Annotated in this window: 5 protein-coding genes; 2 read left to right on the top strand and 3 right to left on the bottom strand. The window is 61.2% G+C overall.

The features are described 5' to 3' along the window. Together JSE7799_RS16435 and mnmA are read right to left on the bottom strand one after the other, a co-directional pair. Positions 1-589 (bottom strand): transposase (locus JSE7799_RS16435; RefSeq protein WP_144431558.1); only part of this gene is annotated, 589 nt, incomplete at its 3' end. Between the two features lie 251 nt (positions 590-840). After that, entirely contained in the window at positions 841-1,977 is a 1,137-nt protein-coding gene (gene mnmA / locus JSE7799_RS16440; protein ID WP_055664568.1) for a tRNA 2-thiouridine(34) synthase MnmA, read from the bottom strand. 124 nt (positions 1,978-2,101) lie between these two features. On the opposite strand from mnmA, the gene sciP reads away from it, so the two are divergent. Together sciP and ctrA are read left to right on the top strand one after the other, a co-directional pair. Continuing rightward, positions 2,102-2,380, top strand: a complete 279-nt coding sequence (sciP, locus tag JSE7799_RS16445) for a CtrA inhibitor SciP (RefSeq protein WP_055664569.1) — start codon at positions 2,102-2,104, stop codon at positions 2,378-2,380. A 94-nt stretch (positions 2,381-2,474) separates the two neighbouring features. Then, positions 2,475-3,185 (top strand): response regulator transcription factor CtrA, encoded by a 711-nt coding sequence (gene ctrA / locus JSE7799_RS16450; RefSeq protein ID WP_055664570.1) that lies wholly within the window; start codon positions 2,475-2,477, stop codon positions 3,183-3,185. Between the two features lie 186 nt (positions 3,186-3,371). On the opposite strand, the gene JSE7799_RS16455 is transcribed toward ctrA, so the two are convergent. Next, positions 3,372-4,142, bottom strand: a 771-nt coding sequence (locus tag JSE7799_RS16455; RefSeq protein ID WP_055664571.1) for an IS481 family transposase, incomplete at its 5' end; no start/stop codon positions are given.

The raw sequence follows: 4,142 nt of genomic DNA on the forward strand, positions 1-4,142 counted from the left end.
TCTCGGTCTGCTGAAGCTGATGGTCGGTGTCTGCGGCGGCCTCTTTAGCTGGCGGAGGCGGCGGATCGCCTGGATCGTCGTCGCGATCCGGCGGTGCGCTTTCCTTCGGCTGGAAGCTCTTCATGGACGCCCACGCCTTGATCAGCGTGCCGTCCACCGAGAAGTGTTCATTCGAGAGCAGCGGTCGGACCTCCGGATGTGCCAGGATCGCCGCCATCACCTTGCGCGACATCTCGGTGGTCAGCAGCCGGTCGCGGTTCTTGCTGAACACCGTGGGGACCCATACCGGGTCGTCGATGCCAAGTCCGACGAACCACCGGAACAGCAGGTTGTAATCCATCTGCTCCATCATCTGCCGCTCCGAGCGGATCGAGAACAGGATCTGGAGAAGGCTCGCCCGGATCAGGCGCTCCGGCGCGATGGAGGGGCGGCCGAAGTCGGTGTAGAGTGCGTCGAACTCGGCATCGAGGCTCGCCAGCGCGTCGTTCACGATCTGCCGGATCTTGCGAAGCGGATGACCCGAAGGGACCCGCTCATCAAGATCCACATAGCTGAACAGCGATCCGCTCGCCTCGTCCGTCCCGCGCATCGTCGCCCTCTCCGCCACTGCAGTGACGAAGGTGAATCATGTTCTCGAAACCGCGTCGAGACCGGCCTTTTTCAGCAGCCTGTTAATGGGTGCGCTCGGCGCGCTGCTCCTTTTGGGTCGACGGCAGATTTGTTGTCTGCGTGTCCGGAACGTGCGGGGGCAGTGGGTCTGCCGGTCCAGCTTTTCCCTGCCGGCGAGCGCCGGAAGCGGTTTCCTAAATTAGCGATAAGGTGACGCGAGCCGACCGCCGCTCAGTATCCGCGCCAAATCCACCCGCCACCGAAGAGGCGCGTGCCGTCCAAATCGTAGAACACGCAGGCCTGACCCGGTGAAACCCCTTCCTCAGGTGTCAATAGCTCGACTTCTGCGGCATCTGGACCGAGAGGGCGCAGGATCGCTTCCATCGGCGGCTTCGTTGACCGCACCTTGGTGCCCACACGCCACTCCGCGCGGCTGTCCAAGGGGGCGTCGCCCAGCCAGTTGATCTCGCGCAGTGGAACCAGGCGCGTGGCGAGTGCCGATTTCGGGCCTACAATGACCTCGCGCCTGTCTGGATCAAGCTTCACGACGTATAGCGGCTCTGCCAAGCCGCCGATATTGAGACCGCGCCTTTGTCCGATCGTGTAGCGGATCACGCCGTCATGGCGACCCAGTTCGCGGCCTTCCATGTCGACGATGGGGCCGGGTTCGGCTGCACCGGGCCGAAGTTTCTCGATCACCGCCGCATAATTCCCGTTCGGGACGAAGCAGATATCCTGACTGTCGGGCTTGTCGGCCACGGGCAGCCCGTGCTTGGCCGCCAATGCGCGCGTCGCGGCCTTGTCGGGCAGGTGGCCCAAGGGAAAGCGCAGGTAGTCAAGTTGCTCCTGCGTGGTCGAGAAAAGAAAGTAAGATTGATCGCGTATGGGATCGGCCGCGCGATGAAGTTCCGCCTTCGCTCCCATCTCGCGACGGATGTAGTGGCCGGTCGCCATGCAATCGGCATCCAGATCCTTCGCTGTCTCAAGCAGGTCGCGGAACTTCACCCGCTCGTTGCAGCGGATACAGGGCACGGGCGTTGCGCCGCCGAGATAAGAGTCGGCAAATTCGTCGATGACTGACTCGCGAAACGTGTTCTCGTAGTCGAGGACATAATGCGGAAAACCCATCGTTTCCGCCACACGACGCGCATCATGAATGTCACGCCCGGCGCAGCAGGCTCCTTTTTTCGCGAGCGCGGCTCCGTGGTCGTAGAGTTGCAGCGTCACGCCGATCACGTCGTAACCTTCAAGCGCCAGTTCGGCCGCGACAACAGAACTGTCCACGCCGCCGGACATGGCGACGACGACACGGGTCTCTTCGGGCGGTTTCGGGATCCCGAGACTGTTGAGGGGCAGGTCGCGCGGCATGTCGAACTCCGGTTAATGTCGATGCGATATAGAAAAATCTGCGATATTCACAACCCGCCGCTTCATTCTCGATTAACGCCGCGGAGGTCAGCAAGGGCCATCGAGACGATCAGGAGATGGACCGATGTTTATCAGGAAAGAGCCGGGGCCGCGGGTGGTGACGCTGCCCAACGGCGATCAGATGACACGCGCCGATTTACCGCCGCCGGGCACAACCCGCTGGGTCGCCCGCCGGAAAGAAGCGGTGGTGCGGGGTGTGCAATCCGGCCTGATCGATCGGGAGGAGGCGTTGGAGCGCTACGACCTGTCGGACGAGGAGTTCGAAGGCTGGGAACGGGCGATGGTCAGTCACGGGACCAATGGGCTGAAAACGACGTTGCTGCAGAAGTATCGACAATCTTAAGCTATGTTCCACCTTGGGAGTCACTCATGGTAACGATAAGTTAACCATTTGGGTAAAGGTTGGGCCAAGTCCCAGCGATTTCTCGGAGAGAGCCATGCGCATCCTGCTCGTCGAAGACGATCCAACGACCTCGAAGAGCATTGAAATGATGCTCGGGTCCGCGAACCTCAATGTCTATTCGACGGATATGGGGGAAGAAGGCATCGATCTGGCGAAGCTTTACGACTACGACCTGATCCTCCTCGACCTGAACCTGCCGGACATCAACGGCCACGACGTGCTCAAGCAGCTTCGGATGAGCCGGATCGAAACGCCGATTCTTATCCTGTCAGGTTCGGACGACACAGAGAGCAAGATCCGCGGATTCGGCGTCGGTGCAGACGATTACATGACCAAGCCGTTCCACCGCGACGAATTGATCGCACGCATCCACGCCATCGTACGGCGTTCCAAAGGCCATTCGCAGTCGATAATTCGTACCGGCAGCGTGGCCGTGAACCTCGACGCCAAATCGGTCGAAGTGAACGACAAACCCGTGCACCTGACTGGCAAGGAGTACCAGATGCTGGAGCTTCTTTCGCTACGAAAGGGCACGACGCTGACCAAGGAGATGTTCCTCAACCACCTTTACGGTGGCATGGACGAGCCGGAACTCAAGATCATCGACGTTTTCATCTGCAAGCTGCGCAAGAAGCTGAGCGAGGCGACGGGTGGAGAGACGCACATCGAGACCGTCTGGGGCCGTGGCTACGTGCTGCGCGATCCGGAAGAAACATCAGGCGCGAAGCGTCTGATCAGCGCCTGAAAGGCGCAACTTTGACGCAGGTCTCTGCCTGCGCACCTAAACGCCGTCCATCTCGGGCGGCGTACTTTATTTCAGGATACTCCGGCTAAGGTGAGGTGAGATCATGCATCTTTCTGGGGCTATCGTCTTGCTGCTGGCCGGAGTGACTGGAGTCTGAACGCCCTGCGTATCTGCCATCCATCTACCTTAAGTGTCACATCCCGGAAAGTAGTATGGCTGTTTCTTGAACAGCTCTGGCTTGATTTTGTGCCAGTCCTTCATGGCCTGCAAGGGCGCCTTGCTGGCCAACGCTGATTGCGGGAGCTGCTGGTTGTAGAGCCAGACGTATCGGTGGAGCGTGATCTCCAGGTCCTCGCCTGATCGGAAATGGTGGCTCTGCAGGACCTCTTCGATCCGGCCGTTGAAGCGCTCGACCATTCCGTTGGTCTGCGGCGACTTCGGCGGGGTCAGGCGGTGGTCGATGTCGAGGGCGGCGCAAAGCGCGTCGAACGCGTGCTCTCCCGTGGCAGTCCGCTTGCGCAGGCCGAAAAGGCGGTCGGTGAACTCCTTGCCATTGTCGGTGAGAATGGTGCGGATGCGGATCGGGCAGGCGCGCTCCAGATCGCGCAGGAAGCGCCGTGCGTTGGCCGCGGTCTTTGCCGGGAAGACACGAATGAAGACCCATCGGGTCGCCCGGTCGATGGCCACGAAGAGGTAACGGCGGCGGGTCTCATCGACCATTTGCGGAAGGTATTTCACGTCGATGTGGAGGTAGCCCGGCTCGTAGGCCTTGAAGGCGCTGTGCTTCGGCTTGGCCGCCTTGGTCTTCAGGTCGCGCAGGTTCCCCACGCCATGCCGGCGCAGGCAGCGGTCCAGCCCCGAGCGCGAGGCGTTCGGGTTCAGGAACTCCCGCACAACCGCCAGCAGATCATCCAGCGACACCAGCAGCGCCTTTCGCAGGGCCACCGCGACGGCCTC

Origin of the sequence: Jannaschia seosinensis (assembly GCF_001408515.1) — a bacterium.
Lineage (GTDB): Bacteria > Pseudomonadota > Alphaproteobacteria > Rhodobacterales > Rhodobacteraceae > Jannaschia > Jannaschia seosinensis.